This is a genomic window from Olivibacter sp. LS-1 (assembly GCF_008245145.1).
Taxonomy (GTDB): domain Bacteria; phylum Bacteroidota; class Bacteroidia; order Sphingobacteriales; family Sphingobacteriaceae; genus Olivibacter; species Olivibacter oleidegradans.
Genome location: NZ_CP041643.1, coordinates 6,345,167 through 6,363,582 on the forward strand (window position 1 = coordinate 6,345,167; position 18,416 = coordinate 6,363,582).

The following is an 18,416-nucleotide window of genomic DNA, read 5'->3' on the forward strand; positions in this document are numbered from 1 at the left end:
CTTATGTATTCAATAAAAATAGTATAATTTATTTAGACCCATAGTTATTGAAATAAAAATCTTATTACAAAGGAAAAAAGAAGGAAGGAATTGGTTTCTGAAGGAATGGAAAGCGGCCTATATTTCGGGTTTGCGGACCGATGGACATCAAAACAGGAAAGGCCGCCGTGCAATGCACGGCGGCCTTCTGTAAAGATCGGCACCGACCTACTCTCCCACATGTTACTGCAGTACCATCGGCTCTGGCGGGCTTAACTTCTCTGTTCGGGATGGGAAGAGGTGGACACCGCCGATATAGGCACCTGAATATCTTATCTGAGTTTTACGTTTTAAGTTATTCGTTTTAAGTTCCCATAACCTGCAACTTATAACCTATAACCTACAACTTATAACCCGGTCGACATATATAACGGAAGAAAAAAAACAGGAAGACAACAGCCTGCTGCGCTTGAGAAAGCTTCGGGCTATTAGTACGGCTCGGCTGTGGTATCTCTACCTTTACACCTGCCGCCTATCGACGTGGTAGTCTCCCACGGCCCTGTAAGGAAGTCTCATCTCGTGGCTAGTTTCGCACTTAGATGCTTTCAGCGCTTATCTATTCCCGGCATAGCTACTCTGCCGTACACCTGGCGGCATAACAGATTCACCAGCGGCCGGTCCAACCCGGTCCTCTCGTACTAAGGTCAGCCCCACTCAGACTTCCTGCGCCCACAACAGATAGGGACCGAACTGTCTCGCGACGTTCTGAACCCAGCTCGCGTGCCACTTTAATCGGCGAACAGCCGAACCCTTGGGACCTTCTCCAGCCCCAGGATGTGACGAGCCGACATCGAGGTGCCAAACCTCCCCGTCGATATGAGCTCTTGGGGGAGATCAGCCTGTTATCCCCAGAGTACCTTTTATCCTTTGAGCGATGGCCCTTCCATGCAGAACCACCGGATCACTATGTCCGTCTTTCGACCCTGTCCGACTTGTATGTCTCACAGTCAAGCAAGCTTTTGCCATTGCACTCCGCGTACGGTTACCAAGCGTACTGAGCTTACCTTTGAAAGCCTCCGTTACCTTTTTGGAGGCGACCACCCCAGTCAAACTACCCACCAAACAATGTCCCCCCCGGAGGGGGGTTAGGAACCGGATACAGAAAGGGCGGTATTTCAAGGACGATTCCGCGGATCCTGGCGAACCCGCTTCAATATCTCCCGCCTATCCTACACATCCTGCACCCAGTCCCAATGTTAAGCTATAGTGAAGGTTCATGGGGTCTTTCCGTCCCGTTGCGGGTAACCGGCGTCTTCACCGGTACCACAATTTCACCGAGCTCATGGCCGAGACAGCGCCCAGATCGTTACACCATTCGTGCAGGTCGGAACTTACCCGACAAGGAATTTCGCTACCTTAGGACCGTTATAGTTACGGCCGCCGTTTACCGGGGCTTCGATTCAATGCTTCACCCGAAGGTTGACATCCCCTCTTAACCTTCCGGCACCGGGCAGGTGTCAGGCCTTATACGTCATCTTTCGATTTGGCAAAGCCATATGTTTTTGTTAAACAGTCGCCTGGGCCTTTTCACTGCGGCTTCTCCGTCGCCGGAGGAAGCGCCCCTTCTCCCGAAGTTACAGGGCCATTTTGCCGAGTTCCTTAGCCATGATTCACTCGAGCACCTTGGGATTCTCTCCCCGACCACCTGTGTCGGTTTGCGGTACGGGTCTTATATGCCTGAAGCTTAGCGGCTTTTCTCGGGAGTATGGTTACCCGCGCTATCGGCGCCCCCGGAGGTTTGCCGTACTTTCGGCCTTCGGCACTCGACCCGGATTTGCCTGGGTCACGTTTACCTACGGCCTTCAACGCACTATTCCGTCAGTGCGCGGCGGTGTCACTCCTCCGTCCCCGCTTCGCAGCATACAAGAGTACGGGAATCTTTACCCGTTGGCCATCCGCTGCCCCTTTCGGGTTCGCGTTAGGTCCCGACTTACCCTGATCCGATTAGCGTTGATCAGGAAACCTTGGTCTTTCGGTGGGCGGGTTTCTCGCCCGCCTTATCGTTACTTATGCCTACATTTGCTTTTCCGGAACGTCCACGGATACTCACGTAACCGCTTCTCCCGCGCCGGAATGCTCCCCTACCGATATTTCTATCCCACGGCTTCGGTGGTACACTTAATGCCCGTTTATTATCCACGCCCGGCCGCTCGACTAGTGAGCTGTTACGCACTCTTTAAATGAATGGCTGCTTCCAAGCCAACATCCTAGCTGTCTGGGCAACCGGACCTCGTTAGTTCAACTTAGCGTACACTCGGGGACCTTAGCCGGTGGTCTGGGTTCTTTCCCTCTCGGCGCAGGACCTTAGCACCCTGCGCCTCACTGCGGACCATATCTCCCGGTATTCGGAGTTCGTCTGGATTTGGTAGGATGTGACTCCCCCGCACCCAATCGGTAGCTCTACCTCCGGAAGACTCAATGTCCACGCTGTTCCTAAAAACATTTCGGGGAGTACGAGCTATTTCCCAGTTTGATTGGCCTTTCACCCCTACCCACAGGTCATCCGGAAACTTTTCAACGTTTATCGGTTCGGTCCTCCAGTACGTGTTACCGCACCTTCAACCTGCCCATGGGTAGATCACAAGGTTTCGCGTCTACCTCCACTGACTGTACGCCCTGTTCAGACTCGCTTTCGCTTCGGCTGCGCGGCTTAACCGCTTAACCTCGCCAGTGAAGTGTAACTCGTAGGCTCATTATGCAAAAGGCACGCCGTCACCCCCATTGGGGCTCCGACAGTTTGTAAGCACACGGTTTCAGGTTCTCTTTCACTCCCCTGTTCGGGGTTCTTTTCACCTTTCCCTCACGGTACTGGTCCACTATCGGTCTCTCGGTAGTATTTAGCCTTGGCGGATGGTGCCGCCGGATTCCCACAGGGCGTCTCCGACCCCGCGGTACTCAGGAACTCACTAGGCCGGTCCTCATTGCGTGTACGCAGCTCTCATGCTCTACGGCGGGCCTTCCCAGACCCTTCCACTTCTTCCGACCGTGCCACATTGTGGTCCTACAACCCCGCATATGCCGTAACATATCCGGTTTGGGCTCTTTCCCTTTCGCTCGCCACTACTCAGGAAATCATTATTATTTTCTTTTCCTGCGCCTACTTAGATGTTTCAGTTCGGCGCGTTCGCGTTGTTAAACGGCATGTCTTCAACATGCCGGGTTTCCCCATTCGGAAATCGCCGGATCTCATCTCATTTGCAGATCCCCGGCGCTTATCGCAGCTTATCACGTCCTTCATCGCCTCCGAGAGCCTAGGCATCCCCCGTGTGCCCTTTCTTACTTTCTTCTCCCCGTACCCTTTTGCCGTACGGGGATGCTTTTGTGTCACGTCCCTTCCCCGTAGGAAAGAAACGTCTCTGCTGTTGTCTTCTCTTGTGTTTTTTCTTCCGATATGTCAAAGAACTTTTTTTTCAGATTAAAAGGTCAAAATCAAAAAGTAAAAACGACCGGCGTACCGCGTTTTTGAATTTTGAATTTTTACTTTTGAATTTGAAAAGCGTGGAGAATAACGGATTCGAACCGTTGACAGCACCCTGCATTATATCACTGCGGCCTGTCCCCGTGACCATCCTCCCTTTTCAGGTAGTCCCGAGCAGATTTGAACTGCTGACCCCTACATTATCAGTGTAGTGCTCTGACCAACTGAGCTACGGGACTGCTTCGCTTCCGCACCGGTGACCCCGAAGGGGCACTGTGGCACTTTCCTCTTTTTTCTCTCTCTCTTTTTTCAAGAAATCTTCATGGCGTAACAGAACGGCCCGAGGGCCCTCTAGAAAGGAGGTATTCCAGCCGCACCTTCCGGTACGGCTACCTTGTTACGACTTAGCCCCAATTACCGGTTTTACCCTGACACGCTCCTTGCGGTTACATGCTTTAGGTACCCCCGGCTTTCATGGCTTGACGGGCGGTGTGTACAAGGCCCGGGAACGTATTCACCGCGTCATTGCTGATACGCGATTACTAGCGAATCCAACTTCACGGGGTCGAGTTGCAGACCCCGATCCGAACTGTGAGGGGCTTTCTGAGATTGGCTTCACCTCGCGGTGTCGCTGCCCTCTGTACCCCCCATTGTAGCACGTGTGTAGCCCCGGACGTAAGGGCCATGATGACTTGACGTCGTCCCCGCCTTCCTCTCTGTTTGCACAGGCAGTCTGTTTAGAGTCCCCACCTTGACGTGCTGGCAACTAAACATAGGGGTTGCGCTCGTTGCGGGACTTAACCCAACACCTCACGGCACGAGCTGACGACAGCCATGCAGCACCTAGTTTCCTGTCCCGAAGGACCTGTCCATCTCTGGACAATTCAGTAACTTTCAAGCCCGGGTAAGGTTCCTCGCGTATCATCGAATTAAACCACATGCTCCTCCGCTTGTGCGGGCCCCCGTCAATTCCTTTGAGTTTCACCCTTGCGGGCGTACTCCCCAGGTGGAACACTTAACGCTTTCGCTTGGACGCCGACCGTCTATCGCCGACATCGAGTGTTCATCGTTTAGGGCGTGGACTACCAGGGTATCTAATCCTGTTCGATCCCCACGCTTTCGTGCCTCAGCGTCAATCGTACTTTGGTAAGCTGCCTTCGCAATCGGTGTTCTGTGGCATATCTATGCATTTCACCGCTACTTGCCACATTCCGCCTACCTCAGGTACATTCAAGCGCGCCAGTATCAAAGGCACTGCGATGGTTGAGCCACCGTCTTTCACCCCTGACTTAGCGCGCCGCCTACGCACCCTTTAAACCCAATAATTCCGGATAACGCTCGGATCCTCCGTATTACCGCGGCTGCTGGCACGGAGTTAGCCGATCCTTATTCTCACGGTACATTCAGCCCGGTATACATACCGGGGGTTATTCCCGTGCAAAAGCAGTTTACAACCCGTAGGGCCGTCTTCCTGCACGCGGCATGGCTGGTTCAGGGTTCCCCCCATTGACCAATATTCCTTACTGCTGCCTCCCGTAGGAGTCTGGTCCGTGTCTCAGTACCAGTGTGGGGGTTTCTCCTCTCAGAGCCCCTAGACATCGTCGCCTTGGTGGGCCGTTACCCCGCCAACCAGCTAATGTCACGCGAGCCCATCCGTCCCCTATGAATATTTAAATGAAGGCCCATGCGGACCTGCATTCTCATGCGGTATTAATCCGGATTTCTCCGGGCTATCCCCCTGGGACGGGCAGGTTGCTCACGCGTTACGCACCCGTGCGCCACTCTCACGGGGACCGAAGCCCCCGATCCCGTTCGACTTGCATGTATTAGGCCTGCCGCTAGCGTTCATCCTGAGCCAGGATCAAACTCTCCATTGTATAATGTTAAGTTTCCGATCTCGGCTTTCGCACTTCTTTCAGTGCAGCCTTCCGATCTTTTTTGTATCTTCCGGCCGACGGACCGTTCAGGCCTGTCCCTTTGACTTCCGCCAAAAAACAGGCCGTCCGTTACGCTACATGAATCTGATTTCTTAAAGAACTTTAAACGCCTCCGCTCACGCTTCGGCCTCCGCCGTATCCATCGGGTCTCCCCTCCGGTACTTCCTGCTTTTTTCTTTCACCTTCCCGGGCATCGCGCCCGTTCCGTCGTCCCCTCTCTCCCGATTGGGAGTGCAAAGGTAACAGCTTTTTTCTTTTCTCCAAAATATTTTTTTAAAATATTTTTTCCTCCTTCCTGCCGTTCACCTCCGTACCTCAAAAAACAACCGCATCCCTTCGTTTGCGGAACGCCCGCCTTCCGAACGGGATGGCAAAGGTACGAATTTCCCCCGTTCCCCCAAATGTTTCGCGCCCCGGACAATAGCTTTTTTTACAACAAACTGGAAATCAAACCGTTTTTTTTATAATAATAATCTTTCATCAGACAAACATTCATTAAATCGGGAAAAAAATGATTACACGATACCCTAATCATTGAGCCATTCAATGTTCTTTTTTAATCGCTTATGTTCTAAATCTCATAATTTCATGTTAGGTTTGTAAATACTATGAGCAATTTTTTGCCTTCTAAGCTTATCACAGCATTAAAGAAAGACTTCCAAATTGACGAGGAGGAATTCCGTCGTATACATCGGCAGCAGGAACAGATCACCTCGATACGCCTCAATCCGACAAAATGGACGAAAGCTTTTGAAAACAAAGATCACATCCCTTGGTGTCCTACAGGTTATTATTTGAATGAACGCCCTATATTTACATTAGATCCGCTATTTCACGCAGGCACATATTATGTTCAAGAAGCTTCATCTATGTTTATCGACCATATTATTCGCTCGCTCAATATAGATAAGAAAGCCTCTTTAGCACTCGATCTATGTGCTGCACCTGGTGGAAAAAGTACTTTATTAAATAGCGTATTACACCCTGATAGTTTATTAGTCTCAAACGAAATTATAAAAACCAGGGTTAACGTTCTGGCAGATAATTTGACAAAATGGGGAAATTTCAATGTTGTGGTTACTAATAATGATCCACAGTCTTTTAACAGGTTACCTGGTTTCTTCGACCTCATGCTGGTTGACGCTCCATGTTCAGGTTCCGGCATGTTCCGGAAAGACGAACAAACCATCAGTGAGTGGTCTGAGGAAACAGTAAATTTGTGCAGTCAAAGGCAACAGCGAATTCTATCAGATAGTCTTTCCACTCTTAAGGAAGATGGCATATTGATTTATTCCACTTGTTCCTATTCTATAGAAGAAAACGAAGAGATCGCAGATTGGTTGGTTGCCAATCATGATATGCAATCCATTCCAATCCCCCATGATCTTGCTTGGCAAATAGAGGAAACACGATCTCCAAAGTTTCAATGTCATGGTTATCGCTTTTATCCACACAAAGTGAGAGGCGAAGGTTTTTACGTCGCCTGTTTCCGTAAGAAAAAAAATCAGCCCACTTTTAATACGAAAAAAATTAAAATCGAAAAGACTCAATTAGATAAAGCATATTTAAAGAATTGGATAAAAACCGAAACCGAATTTACCGGACTCCTTTTTAAGGACGATATACTTATTATTCCGACACAACACGAACTAAATGTAAAAGCACTTCAACATGTTTTGTATCTGAAAAAGGCTGGAACAAACGTAGGAAGGCTTACAAAAAAAGAATTACTTCCACATCACGAGCTTGCCTTAAGTACAGCTATTAGTAATCAAATACCTCGCATTGAGCTTTCTTTAGAAACCGCCTTGCAATATTTAAGAAAAGCAGATATTCAGTTAACAACAGAAGTGAAGGGCTGGGTTTTAGCCTGCTATGACGGACATCCCTTGGGATGGATGAAAATACTACCGAATCGGGTAAACAACTATTACCCAAAAGAATGGCGAATTATTAACCTATAATCAGCTAGGATAATCACTATTATGACTTTACGAGATATAGCCAAAGCGTTGAACTTATCTACTTCAACCGTCTCTAAGGCGCTCCGAGACAGTTACGAAATCGGGGAAGACACAAAAAAGAGGGTGATAGCCTACGCCGAGCAGGTTGGCTATCAACCTAATACGCTCGCCAAAAGCCTTAAAGAGGGAAAAAGTCGCACCATAGGAGTAGTAATATGTGCCATTGACAACAGTTTTGTATCCCAAATGCTCAATGGTATTGACCGTGCCTGCAATGAACGGGGCTACAGTATCATGATCATGCAAAGTAAGGAATCGCACGTACAAGAAATAAAATGTACTGAGGTACTCTATGGTCGCTCGATTGACGGTTTACTCATTTCGCCAGCTTGCGAAACGCCTAATGTCGACCACTTAAAAAAATTTCAGCAATTAGGATTACCTATTGTCTTATTTGATCGATATAGCGATGAACTGGACGTTCCAAGAGTCAGTATCAATAACCTGGACGCCGCTTACCAAGCAACCGAACATCTTATAAAAAATGGCTATACGCGAATTGCCGTATTACATAGTAACACAAGTCTAAATATTAATATTCAACGCTTGGAAGGTTATAAAAAAGCATTACGTGACCATAGGATTGAATTGATGGATGAATATATACAACCCTGTAATTTACAGACTACAGCCCTATTAGAAGAGAGTATTCACCAAGCGATGCAAAAACTCAGCGCTTTAACTGTCCCGCCGACAGCGCTTCTTACCTTAAGCGACCAAATCAGCACTTCCAGCATTTCTATACTTCAGGAAATGGGTTATCAAATCCCACAAGATATGGCACTCATTGGGTTCACCAATACAAGCCTTGCAAATTCATTACACCCACCCCTCAGCACTATTTATCAACCCGCAATTGCAATAGGTGAAGCCGCCGCTAACCGATTAATTGATATTATCGAAGGTACAGACGAGGAGGAAAAGCAAACCGTTTACCTGGCTGCCCAACTTCATGAGCGGGCTTCCAGCAGGCGATTGGTATAACAAAGATGAAGAGGTCGGCGGAAAACCTCTTTATCTTGTGTCCTATAGAGGGAAATAATTTTTGGCATTATAATAACAGATGTCCTTAATAATTTTACCGATCCAATTGATATCTTTTGGCAGTAAGCCATTGTTTATATCGGAGGCAAACAGATTACAAAGTAAGCGGCGAAAATACTCATGTCGTGAATATGATAGAAAGCTTCTTGAATCTGTCAACATACCGATAAAACAAGCAATCAAACCGATATTTGATAAACTATTCATTTGATTCGTCATTCCTTCTAATTGATCTAAAAACCACCAGCCTGAACCAAACTGTATCTTACCAATAATGCCTCCTGATTGAAAATTGCCCGTCATAGATGCAAATACCTCATTATCAGAAGGGTTTAAATTATATAAAATAGTCTTTGTTAACTGGTTTTCGCTCTCAAGTAAATTCAAAAAGGCAGAAAGATTAGATGCTTGCTGAAAATCACCTATTGAATCATATCCGGTGTCGGGTCCCAGCTCTTTAAGTAATCGTGTATTGTTGTTCCGTAAAGCACCCAGATGAAACTGCTGTACCCATTCTTGTTGATGGTACATTTTACACAAAGCTTGAAGCACACATCCTGTAAAGGCGTCCTGACTAGCCAACGCTTTCGAATCGTTTCCTTGTAAAACTTCTTTGAAGACCTTTTCCAACTCAGCTTTGTTAAAGTGAATCGTTGGCATATGAGCCAAGCCATGATCAGCTATGCGGCAACCCTTGTCATGAAAATAAAACACCCGCTTCTGCAAGGCTTCTAACAACGAGTCGATATCTTTAATCACCACATCCGAAACTTCTGCTAACGAGGAAATGTACTGTCTGAACGTATCACCACCACTTAAATTGAATACCTTATCAGGACGAAAAGAGGGTAATATTCGGGTAGCGAAATCAGATGCAGCAATTTGCTCATGTTCAGTCAAATTAGCGAGCGGATCGTCCGTTGTTCCTACCATCTCCACATTAAAATGTGTAAGTAAGCCGCGTGGTGTAAACGCCGGATCTTGTAATTTATTGCCAGTTACTTCGTATATCCGATCAGCATTCTCTGTTGTTAGTATTTCTTGAACACCGAAAGGGTTTTTTAGTTCCATATGCGTCCAGTGATAAAGTGGATTTCTCACCGTGTAGGGCACACATGCAGCCCATTTTTTAAATTTCTCCTGATCGGACGCATTTCCTGTAATATATTTTTCATCGATTCCCAAAACCCGCTGTGCTCGCCACTTGTAATGATCACCCGCCAACCATATTTGCGTGATATTCGAAAAGTGTTGATTAGCAGCAATAACATCCGGGGGTAAATGGGAATGATAATCAATAATGGGTAAGTCTTTCGCGTACTCATTATATAAACGCACCGCCAGATCCGACTGTAACAAAAAGTCTTCGTCAAGAAATTCTTTCATATTCCCTACTTAATATCAATAATAAAATGATTAGCTAATCTATCACAATAGCCAATTAACTTCCGAGTATCCCTAATTCTAAACCACGTAATTCAGCCAAGCCACGTAACCTTCCGATGGCAGAATAACCAGGGTTCGAGGTCTTATGTAAATCATCAAGCATTTGATGTCCATGATCGGGCCTAAAGGGAATGGGCAGCTCACGCTTTTGATTTTCCTCTGTAAGAATCTTCATAACCGCGTACATATCCACATCTCCATCTAAATGGTCTGCTTCATAAAAATTACCTTCCTCGTCTTTTTTCACATTCCGCAAATGCGCGAAATGAACTCGGTTTTTGACCGATTCTAAAATGTCAGGGATGTTATTGCTTATACCGGCTCCCAAAGAACCGGTACAGAAACAAAGGCCATTAAATTCCCGAGGCTCTTCCTTCATCAAAAACAATAAATCATCCTTATTACTAACTACACGCGGCAAGCCCAAGATGGGATAAGGAGGATCGTCCGGATGGATGGTCATATGAATTCCATGCTTCTCGCATACTTGCGAAATAGCCGCTAAAAATTTAAGCAGATTTTTACGTAGGCCATCCGTACCAATCTCTTTATAAATTTCGATACTCTTTTGTAGATCACCTAAGCCGATTGGGTCTTCGGAAGGAATGCCCATCAAAACAACTTCACTCAACTTCGCTAATACATCCTGATTGGTTGTACTATACCGCTCCTTCGCCTTCTCCAATATCGATGTTGGGTAATTATGCTCCGCCCCTTTCCGTCTCAAAATAAACAAGTCAAACACCGCTAAATCTGTCCAATCAAAATATAAAGCCTTTGACCCATCCTTCATTACTAAATCCAACTGGGTACGGGTCCAGTCGAGCACGGGCATAAAATTATAACATATGGTTTTAATACCGCAGACTGCAAGATTTTCTAAGCTTTGTATGTAGTTTTTCAGGTATTTTTCTGCGTCCTCCCGATCAGTTTTGATGGCTTCATGTACCGGAACGCTTTCTACTACGGCCCAGGTAAGTCCCGCTGCTTCAATAATCCGCTTGCGTTCCTTAATATCCTCTAGCGGCCATACCTCTCCATGTGGAATATGATGAAGAGCCGTTACAATCGCTGTAGCACCTGCCTGCTTTACATCTTGTAAGGACACCAGATCATTTGGTCCATACCAACGCCAACTTTGTAATAACTTCATAGTTCTTTTTAGATTAAATTAAATGATATGACTATTAGGCGGAAACTTAAACTATAAACCGCTGTTACAGCTATCCAACGACTGATAGCCAACAGTGATTTCCAGAGCCCGCGCCTAAAGACTAAATACCCGGAATTTAAACGCCACAATAGGTGTTGAAACCACCATCAACTAAAATACTTGTTCCGCTCACAAAAGCAGAAGCATCGCTTAATAAATATACCAGGGTTCCTTTCAACTCTTCGGGATTACCCAATCGGCCAAAAGGAGTTCCATTTACGAATCGATTTGCTCTATCTGTATACGATCCGTCGGCATTGGTTAGTAAAGTTCTATTTTGCTCCGTGAGGAAAACACCCGGCGATATCGCATTCACACGCACACCATCACCATAACGTTGTGCTAACTCTACAGACATCCATTTCGTAAAACCTTCAATGGCAGTTTTGGCCATTGTATATCCCAATACACGGGTTATAGGTCGATGTGCCGAAAGAGAGGAGATATTCACAATAGAACCCCTTCCCTTCTCTGCAATTACTCTCCCGAATATAAACGTAGGTATCACTGTACCAAAAAGATTTAAATCAACTGCTTTTTTTGTATCAGCTATCTTGGCATCAAAAAGATTCTGATCAGGCGATATAGTCGCCCCTGGAATATTACCACCTGCAGCATTCACTAAACCATCGATGGTTCCGAAATGCTGCAAAATCTGCTCTTTGGCAAGAAGCACTTGATCCTCATCCATCGCATCTGCTAAAACAGCAATTGCTTCACCACCAACACCCTTAATTTGCTCAACTACCGCATCGGCGCGTTCTTTATTTCTACCCATGACAACCACCTTTGCTCCAGCTTCGGCTACGGCTAAAGAAAAGTGTTTACCCAACACACCGGTTGCACCGGTAATAACAATAACTTTATTTTCTAAAGAAAAAGGTGAAGTTTTATTCATTGCTTAGCTTTTTATATCAACTCATCAAAAAGATGCCTTGCAAAGAATTTAACAGCTTATAAAGGGCTCAGTTGTCTTTGGCAAGAATCAATAATGAACTATTAAGATTCAATTTTAGCAAATTAAAATCGATTTCAATTATTTTGCGAAAAGATTTTACGATATCGATTGCGTAGTTTTAAAAGGAATGGATATTTTTATACACGGGAATAATAACTATTTTCGACAAAAAAACTAGCCACTCTTGACAAGACACAACAGCTATGCTTTCCAGCAAGATACTTGTCATGATCTATTATCATTAGGCTTGCCTTAAAAAATTTAATTCATGAGTTTAAACGAAGGTAATCGGATAGCCGTCTTTGGCGAATTTCTTCTAAGGGTCAGCACACAGACCGGTCATTTTATCAATGCAAGCGAAGGCATTTCTATTTACGCTGGCGGGTCGGAAGCAAATGTAGCTTCTTCTTTAGCCTGTATGCATGCGCAAGTCTCGTACATAAGTTGTGTGCCCGACAATCAGTTGGCAAACCAAGCTCTTAACAGTCTAAAGGAGCGAGGCGTAAACATTAGCCAATGCCGATTTGCAGGTGATCGGCTAGGCCTTTATTTCCTTTTGTCGGCCAATGGGCTTAGCAAAGGAGAAGTGGTCTACGATCGGAAATATTCTTCATTCAGCGCGCTTAAAACTGGAGACATTGATTGGGACAATGTATTGGAAGGCCACAACTGGTTCCATTGGACGGCCCTTACTCCAGCCTTAAATGAAAACATGATCGCCGTTTGCGAAGAGGCTCTACAAGCCGCCAAGAAAAAGGGGCTTATTATATCGGTTGATCTGAATTACAGAAATAGACTGTGGAACTATGGCAAGTCCCCTATCGACGTAATGCCTTCCTTAGTCGATTATTGCGATGTCATTATGGGTAACATCTGGGCAGCCAACACCATGTTGGGCACTTCCATAGATCCCGACCTTGATCGTAACACTACGAAAGAAACTTATGTGGAACATGCCAATCAATCGGCCCAAGAAGTGTTCAAGCGATTCGAAAACTGTAAGCACATAGCCTATACTTTCCGATTCATGGATAACCCGTCCCACAATCTTTTCTATGGCACCTATCATACTCAAAAGGGGCATTATGTATCACAAACACTAGAGACGAATGAAGTGATCGATCGGATTGGAAGCGGGGACGCCTTTATGGGCGGACTCATTCGCGCGCTTACTACAGGAAAAGAAAACCAGGAGGTAATTGACATAGCAACTTCTGCCGGCTTTAAAAAGTTATTCGTTAAAGGTGATTTAGGAGACGGCAGTTATTAGTTATTGGTTATTGGTTATTGGTTGTTAGTTGTTAGTTGTTAGTTGTTAGTTGTTAGTTGTTAGTTGTTAGTTGTTAGTTGTTAGTGAAATTTACTTTTTACTTTTTACTTTTTACTTTTTACTTTTTACTTTTTACTTTATCCAAATGAAAACAATTGAAGAAAGTATTGTACAAATAAAAAAATATCCAGTCATTCCGGTTTATTACCATGATGACCTGCAAACATGTTTAGATACCGTGAAAGCATGTTATGATGGCGGTATTCGCGTCTTTGAATTTGTTAACAGAGGTGGTCAAGCCTTGGTAAATTTTAAAGAATTGAAAGCTTTTCGCGACGCGCAATTACCGGAATTACACCTAGGCATAGGCACCATTAAGTCGGCGAAACAGGCTGAAGACTACCTTTCCTTGGGAGCTGATTTTATCGTAAGTCCAATTGTGAAGCCGGAAATTGCTGCAATTACATTGGACGTAGACGTTCTATGGATACCCGGATGCATGACTCCTACAGAAATCAATACCGCAGAAGTTCTAGGAGCACCCCTGGTAAAATTGTTTCCGGGAAGCAGTTTAGGCCCAGACTTTCTAAAAGCTATTAAACCGCTTTTTCCTGACATGCTTTTTATGCCTACAGGTGGAGTTAATCCTGATGAAAATAGTATTTCCAAATGGTTTGCAGCAGGTGTTAGTGCGGTAGGTATGGGCTCCAAATTATTTGAAAAGCCAGCTGAGGCAGCCGGCTTTCAATGGCTAACTGACAAATGCAGAGAAGTTATGAACTTTGCTTCTGTCTAATTTGACTTGGATCCCAATGGACGATCCGCTTTTCGTTATAACTGATATTCGCCGCTAAAGCTGGTCCTGCGGTTCGCATGGCAAACTCAGGACCTTCTATGGCAACACCTTTAGTCCGTATAGCATTAAACCAGTCATCAAAGTGGTCCACGCGCATATCGTAACCCTTGGGCGCCTGAAAAATATTTTCGCCTACTGATAATACCTGTGGTCTGATGCCCTGATATTTCTCATTGTATTGAGACACAAATTCCTGTTGCACTTTCTCGGGAAAAGTTTCAAAAGTGTCCCAACCTCCGTAACCAGGTGCTTGTGGAAGCTTTTTATTTCGAATACTGACACTATTTCCATCCAAAACCATTTCTCCTTCATTACCTACAAGGCGCATGCTATCACCCCCTCCGGAACCATCCACAAAGTTAACGCGTAAAGAAAGGTTGAAAGCGGGATGCTGCTGCGTTTCAGGATAATCAAATAACCCCAACATCAAGTCCGCCACGTCACGTCCGTCTTTCCAATAATTCAGCCCTCCGGTTGCATAAATTCTCTCCGGCCCCAACGAGCCTGTAATGGTATGCAAGCGAGTAAACAAGTGCACAAATAAATCACCTGCCATGCCTGTACCATAGGCTTGATAATTTCTCCATCGGAAAAAACGTACCGGATCAAAAGGAAGCGCCGTTGCTCCGCCTTGAAACGTTCTCCAGTCGCATGTAGTTTCTGAAGCATTCGGTGGAATGGAATATTGCCAAGCGCCCTTTGCATCGAATCTATCGGTATAAACTTCCACAAAATTCAGCTTTCCGATGGCTCCTTGTTGGTATAACTCTTTTGCCTTATGAATAACAATAGAACTTGCCCATTGACTTCCTACCTGAAAGGCTACTTTTGTATTCCGATGTTCCCGAATCAAAGCTTCGCCTTCTTCAATTTTATGCACCAACGGCTTTTCACAGTATACAGCCTTCCCTTTTTTCATCGCAGCGATCGCTTGCCGGGCGTGCCAATGATCCGGTGTAGAAATGATCACCGCATCAATTCCCGGGTCATCTAAAATCTCCTCGTAGTGACGCGTTGTTTTAACATGGCTACCATACAACTCATTTAACTTTTGTAAATGTCCGTCATAGCAGTCGGCCCCGCTAACTAGCTCAATCCCCTCTCTGCTTAGTGCCGCTTTTAGGTTGCCAAACCCCATAATACCCAAACCTATTGCTGCAATATTAATCCGGTCATTAGCAGGTACTCTCCCCCGCTTCTTTAAGATTTGAACGTGCTTATCGGCAAAATTCGTTGCTGCACTTAATAAACTCGGACTTGCTGCTGCCAGCACAGCAGAACCACCCAATTTTTTCAGAAACTTTCTTCGGGAATTGTTATTGTCGGTTTTATTCATTGTTTAGCTTGCTTAAAATATCGACTAAAATAGATCAGGATATTCTTCGTCCTTGTTATTTAGCTGATTTTGTATTGAACGAGATACTTATCAGCCTACTAGAAGTGTTAAAGCTAAAATAAATATTTAAGCGAAACAAAAATTTCCCTCCATTTGCAACATCAATTTTACCAATCTTTACTTTACCTTTCAGGCTCCCGATGTTTTAGTTGCCCTTTAATTAGCCATATTTCCGTTTGACCTTTACCAAAGGCATTGGTGGCCGTCAGGGCAACAACAGTACCATCGGAGGTAACTGCTAGGCTATTCCATAAAGCCGATTTATCTGGAGGAATAAGAAAAGGCGTCGTGCAATGCTCAAAATTAGCAGCAAACCGATCTCCGACCACTACTTTCATGTCAGCATATTTCATTTTATTTTTTCGCCCTTCGGTCCCTTGGTAGGAAAGCAGCGTTAGCCCGTTTTGTGTTCGGCACAAATATGGGGCACCTGCATAAATCGTATCTGCCAGCTTATGCTTTAAGGCATAAGCACGATTCGAATCCTTAGCCAGCACCGGATAAGCTCGATCATTCTTTGCATTCCCATAAATTATATAGGGCTTGAATTGCTGCATTCCATTATCTTCGATTGCAATTGCCAACCTATGATCGTCAATTAGTAAGGGTACCGGCATACCATCACGAAAACCAGCTCTAAAACTTACAATCGTTGGCACTTTAGACCAAGTTAAGCCATTATCAAAGGATGTAAATCGCGAGATATTCTGTTCATCGCTGCTTAAGTACAAACCTTCGTTAGCAAAAAACAGTTGGATTGCTCCGTCTGGCAATTGTATAGCAGCTGGTTCCCAACAGCCGTTTTTAAATTCATTTCCCGCTTGATAAACTAAACGTTCATCATGCCAGGTTAATCCCAGATCGTTGCTTTTTTTTGTTCTGATCTCAAAGTGATGTTCCGTATTATTCTTTGTTGGTCTTGGGTTGTACATAGCTAAAAGTGAACCATCTTTCAGCTGAATCATGCTCGGAACGCACATATTCACGCTCGGTTTACGTTCTGCTACAATACTGATTCTTTTCCACGAATTGCCTTTGTCCACGCTTTCAGCGCATACGATATTCCCATCCGATTCGTAAATGCATAGCCAAGATTGATCCTGCAGCTCAATCATTCTAGGATAACTCGTGTAATGCTTGGCCGGGGCCGATACTTTTCGCATCGAGCCCCGATCCCAAACAATAGGCTGTCCATATATCTGCGTTGCACAAAAGCAAAATAGAAACACTAGAAGAAAGGCACCTCTCATTGATTTGATCGCTGATTAATATCCCGAATTCTGCTTTAAGTTAGGATTATTTAACACCTCGATTTGCGGAATTGGCAGACGAATATGTTTACCAACCACGAAATTCTTAAAATCCGGATCCCGCTCGGCAACAGCTGCCACCTTCTCTTGCGTTTCCAAATCACCCCAACGCTTCAAATCTGCCCAGCGCACACTTTCTCCACATAGTTCCAATTCCCGCTCCATCTTCAGTCGTTCTCTAAAAGCATTGGCATCTTGTGTTGCAGCGGCATGATTAACCGCCAAGTTTGGTAATCCTACACGGCTCCGCACCTGATCAACATAGGTAATCGCCTCGCTTGTACTTCCCAACTCATTCAAGACCTCTGCATAGAGCAACAAGATATCAGCATAACGTACCATACGGAAATTATTTTGCGCATAGTAATCCTCGTTATCGCGAAAGTAATCTCGGGCATATTTACGAAACCAAGCTTCATTCGCGTCCCATTGCCAACTTCTGCCATATACTTTATCGCCAAAATCCGCTTCCAAAGCGGGATAGAATAGGGTATAACGCAGTCGAGGATCAATGTTTCCGTCGACTGTTTTTTCCTTCTTAAACTCATCTACAATCCAGTAACGCGCCTGACCATCTGACCAACCGATACTCCTTGGCGCGAAGAATTGTGCACGCTGACTGCTCATCATTTGGCCGGGGCCATCGGCATCCTCCGGTGTTTTGTTTACGTCCGAAAATTGAATTTCAAATACAGACTCGCTATTATTTTCATTAGTGTGGGTAAAATTGTCCTGAAAATCGCTTACCAAGCTATATTTACCATTACCTTCACCGGTAAAGAAATAATCCAAGGCTTGTTTAGCTTCTGCCCATTTATGCTGTTGCATATATGCCCTTGCCAAATAAGCGTTGACAGCACCCTTTGTCGGCCGTCCGACATTATTGTCATCCCATTCAACCGGGAGCACTTCCAGGGCCTCTTTTAAATCCTTTTCAACCTGCGCCCAAACTTCTGCCAAGGTGCTTTGAAGAGGCAAATCATCAGGCTTAGAAGTTTTGAGAACCAGCGGAGCATTCTCCCATAATAAAGCCGCGTAATAATAATGTAATGCTCTTAAAAACTTAGCCTGCCCTAATATTCTGTCTTTTTTTACCTGGTCGGCAAAAGTGATATTTGGCACATTATCTAATACTTGATTGCATCGAAAGATAGCCTTGTACGTATCCTTCCAAGTGAAGACATTTCCTTCGCCGAAATTGTAATTCACATATTGAAATCGCGTCCAATCGCCTAACTCTATCCAAGGACTTTTGCTAAATCCTTCGTCAGAAGTAAGATCCAATCGAAAGTATATCCATCTCGACCACAAAGCCGGTTTATAAAACATAGCATAAATAGAGTTGACACCTCTCTGGGCATCCTCCTCCGTTTTCCAGAACACGTCCGTCGTCGGTGTGTTCGGGTTTTCTATATTCAATAGATCCTTTTTACAACTTCCACAAAGCGTTAAAAGGGAGATAAAGAGCAATATATATAAGCCTTTCATGATGTATCCTAATTAAA

At 45.0% G+C, this 18,416-nt stretch carries 11 protein-coding genes, 2 tRNA genes and 3 rRNA genes; 4 read left to right on the forward strand and 12 right to left on the reverse strand.

Annotated elements, in window-relative coordinates:
• Positions 1-194: 194 nt before the first annotated feature.
• From rrf to FKG96_RS26895, 6 genes are all read right to left on the reverse strand, one after another.
• Positions 195-306: ribosomal RNA gene (rrf, locus tag FKG96_RS26380) — 5S ribosomal RNA — on the reverse strand.
• Between the two features lie 142 nt (positions 307-448).
• A 23S ribosomal RNA gene (locus FKG96_RS26385) occupies positions 449-3,325 on the reverse strand.
• A gap of 213 nt (positions 3,326-3,538) precedes the next feature.
• A tRNA-Ile gene (locus FKG96_RS26390) sits at positions 3,539-3,613 on the reverse strand.
• Between the two features lie 9 nt (positions 3,614-3,622).
• A tRNA-Ile gene (locus tag FKG96_RS26395) sits at positions 3,623-3,696 on the reverse strand.
• A gap of 116 nt (positions 3,697-3,812) precedes the next feature.
• Positions 3,813-5,334: ribosomal RNA gene (locus tag FKG96_RS26400) — 16S ribosomal RNA — on the reverse strand.
• Together the 16S, 23S and 5S rRNA genes with 2 tRNA genes alongside form the textbook arrangement of a ribosomal RNA operon.
• A gap of 162 nt (positions 5,335-5,496) precedes the next feature.
• Positions 5,497-5,658, reverse strand: a complete 162-nt coding sequence (locus tag FKG96_RS26895) for a hypothetical protein (RefSeq protein WP_157622172.1) — start codon at positions 5,656-5,658, stop codon at positions 5,497-5,499.
• Positions 5,659-6,002: 344 nt separating this feature from the next.
• On the opposite strand from FKG96_RS26895, the gene FKG96_RS26405 reads away from it, so the two are divergent.
• Together FKG96_RS26405 and FKG96_RS26410 are read left to right on the forward strand one after the other, a co-directional pair.
• Positions 6,003-7,358, forward strand: a complete 1,356-nt coding sequence (locus FKG96_RS26405) for an RNA methyltransferase (protein ID WP_130858051.1) — start codon at positions 6,003-6,005, stop codon at positions 7,356-7,358.
• A gap of 21 nt (positions 7,359-7,379) precedes the next feature.
• Positions 7,380-8,402, forward strand: a complete 1,023-nt coding sequence (locus FKG96_RS26410; RefSeq protein WP_013663885.1) for a LacI family DNA-binding transcriptional regulator — start codon at positions 7,380-7,382, stop codon at positions 8,400-8,402.
• A gap of 42 nt (positions 8,403-8,444) precedes the next feature.
• On the opposite strand, the gene uxaC is transcribed toward FKG96_RS26410, so the two are convergent.
• From uxaC to FKG96_RS26425, 3 genes are all read right to left on the reverse strand, one after another.
• Entirely contained in the window at positions 8,445-9,848 is a 1,404-nt protein-coding gene (uxaC, locus tag FKG96_RS26415; RefSeq protein WP_130858052.1) for a glucuronate isomerase, read from the reverse strand.
• A gap of 55 nt (positions 9,849-9,903) precedes the next feature.
• Positions 9,904-11,061, reverse strand: a complete 1,158-nt coding sequence (gene uxuA / locus FKG96_RS26420; protein WP_130858053.1) for a mannonate dehydratase — start codon at positions 11,059-11,061, stop codon at positions 9,904-9,906.
• A gap of 136 nt (positions 11,062-11,197) precedes the next feature.
• Positions 11,198-12,019 carry an SDR family oxidoreductase gene (locus FKG96_RS26425; RefSeq protein WP_013663888.1) on the reverse strand — a complete coding sequence of 274 codons (822 nt, stop codon included), beginning with the start codon at positions 12,017-12,019 and terminating at the stop codon, positions 11,198-11,200.
• A gap of 328 nt (positions 12,020-12,347) precedes the next feature.
• On the opposite strand from FKG96_RS26425, the gene FKG96_RS26430 reads away from it, so the two are divergent.
• Positions 12,348-13,349, forward strand: coding sequence for a sugar kinase (locus FKG96_RS26430; protein ID WP_130858054.1), 1,002 nt, complete (start codon positions 12,348-12,350; stop codon positions 13,347-13,349).
• 145 nt (positions 13,350-13,494) lie between these two features.
• On the forward strand, positions 13,495-14,145 hold the full coding sequence (locus tag FKG96_RS26435) for a bifunctional 4-hydroxy-2-oxoglutarate aldolase/2-dehydro-3-deoxy-phosphogluconate aldolase (protein ID WP_130858055.1): 651 nt from the start codon (positions 13,495-13,497) through the stop codon (positions 14,143-14,145).
• Here the strand turns inward: FKG96_RS26435 and FKG96_RS26440 are convergent.
• From FKG96_RS26440 to FKG96_RS26450, 3 genes are all read right to left on the reverse strand, one after another.
• The gene (locus FKG96_RS26440) at positions 14,123-15,541 is read right to left on the reverse strand and encodes a Gfo/Idh/MocA family protein (RefSeq protein ID WP_130858056.1); all 1,419 of its coding nucleotides are present in this window, start codon (positions 15,539-15,541) and stop codon (positions 14,123-14,125) included. The genes FKG96_RS26435 and FKG96_RS26440 overlap by 23 nt on opposite strands.
• Before the next feature lie 182 nt (positions 15,542-15,723).
• The gene (locus FKG96_RS26445) at positions 15,724-16,716 is read right to left on the reverse strand and encodes a sialidase family protein (RefSeq protein ID WP_168204604.1); all 993 of its coding nucleotides are present in this window, start codon (positions 16,714-16,716) and stop codon (positions 15,724-15,726) included.
• 150 nt (positions 16,717-16,866) lie between these two features.
• Positions 16,867-18,399, reverse strand: a complete 1,533-nt coding sequence (locus tag FKG96_RS26450) for a RagB/SusD family nutrient uptake outer membrane protein (RefSeq protein WP_130858058.1) — start codon at positions 18,397-18,399, stop codon at positions 16,867-16,869.
• Between the last annotated feature and the right edge of the window lie 17 nt (positions 18,400-18,416).